This window comes from Planomonospora antibiotica (assembly GCF_014647955.1).
In the GTDB taxonomy this organism is placed as follows: Bacteria; Actinomycetota; Actinomycetes; order Streptosporangiales; family Streptosporangiaceae; genus Planomonospora; species Planomonospora parontospora.
In genome coordinates, this window is record NZ_BMQE01000134.1 from 1 (window position 1) to 1,490 (window position 1,490).

A 1,490-nucleotide genomic window follows, 5' to 3' on the forward strand; every position below is an offset into this window, starting at 1 on the left:
CCACCCCGAGCCGTTCGCCTCCGGCGCCTGGGCGGTCAAGGACAAGAACCCGGCCAAGCCGGTCACGGTCCAGACCGCGCCGGCCGCGCCGTCGAAGGACCTGGTCGCCACCGTGCTGCGCACCGCCGCCCAGTGAGACCCGGCCCGCCCGGTGCCCCCCTCCCCCCGACCGGGGCGACGGGCACACGAGCAGACGCCGTCGAGGCCGCCACCCGGACACCCGGGCGGCGGCCTCCACGCATTCCGCGTCCGGAGAGCCGCACCCGGCGGCAGGAAGCCGCCGGCCGTACCGCCCGGGTGTTCACGCCGTAAACACCGGAGGCTTCTGTCTCGCCCTCGGACCGTACGCCCGAGTACCGGTGACCGCGGAGATCTCCACCCGCCGAGTGTTCACGCCGTAAACACCATCGCTCCCGCAGGAGCCCGCCCACGCCGCCGCGACCTCTTCCGGACGATGCCGGAACCACCGGGGGTGTTCACGGCGTGAACACTCTGGATCTCCGGGGCACCAGGCCATGTGCCTTGATCGCGTAACCGCCCGCCAGAACGAGACCGTATCGATCACAGATCGGCAGGGCCGTGTGCATCAGCAGCGCGTGATCACCCTCAAGCGGATCGGACAACCCCGGCCGCCAGTTCGGGGAACCTGTCCTGCCAGAGGGCGCGGAGTGCCCGGGGAAGCCGGAGCCGTGCCCAGTCGGAACGGAGAAGGTCAGCGTTCAGCCAGTGCGTGTAGTGCTCAGCGGTGATCGCTGAGGTCAGCACCGTCATGTGGAAGAGGTAGCGCTGGTCGCGGTCGGAGAGATCGAAGCGGGTCCGCCCGGACCAGGCGAGATCAGAGGGCAATTCGACGATGCCTCCATCCGGGCCGTCCAAGCATGACAACGAGGGCGGTATCAACCTGGCCACTCCAGCCCATCGGGACGGCAGCGGTATGGCGGTCTGGAGGCCCACTTCTCCATTCTTTCCCATGTCCGGAAGCCCGAGTAGATCGAAAGCGAGAGGAACACCGATGACGCGGGCGGTGTCCGGCCGGAGGCGGCCATGACTACGTACGCGGGCGCGCTCGCCGCACGGTCGGGGTCCGGGAAGTGTTCACGGCGTAAACACCGATGAGTGATCACTGGATATGGGCGCGGCGGCTGGAATGTGCCCGCCGTCGTGCCTCGGAGATCTTCATCGAGATCGTGACCCCGCCTCTTCCGTGGTCCTCACATGATCCGCCCACCCGTTCGCCGCGTCCGGGATCCCCGGTGGTTGCGGGACTTTAGAACTTCCCGGTCCCGGCAACCGGGCTGCACCCGTCCCGCACTGGCACCGCTACGTCCAGGCGGCTTACTGGATGTCGTAGGCCGCTACGACACGGGCCCGCACCGGCCACCGGCACCACCGGCCGCAGACCTCGTCGCCGCAGCAAAGGACATCCGCCTCCATGACCCTCACCACCCGCTTCGCCGCCCGCGCCCTGACCACCGCCGCCGCCCTGACCC

The 1,490-nt window shown here is 69.4% G+C and carries 1 protein-coding gene; it reads right to left on the reverse strand.

Translation table 11 applies throughout. The annotated features are described in order from the left end of the window. Window positions 1-606: 606 nt before the first annotated feature. A complete protein-coding gene (locus tag IEZ06_RS35755; protein WP_203872499.1) occupies window positions 607-846 on the reverse strand; it encodes a hypothetical protein in 240 nt (79 codons plus the stop codon). Window positions 847-1,490: the final 644 nt, after the last annotated feature.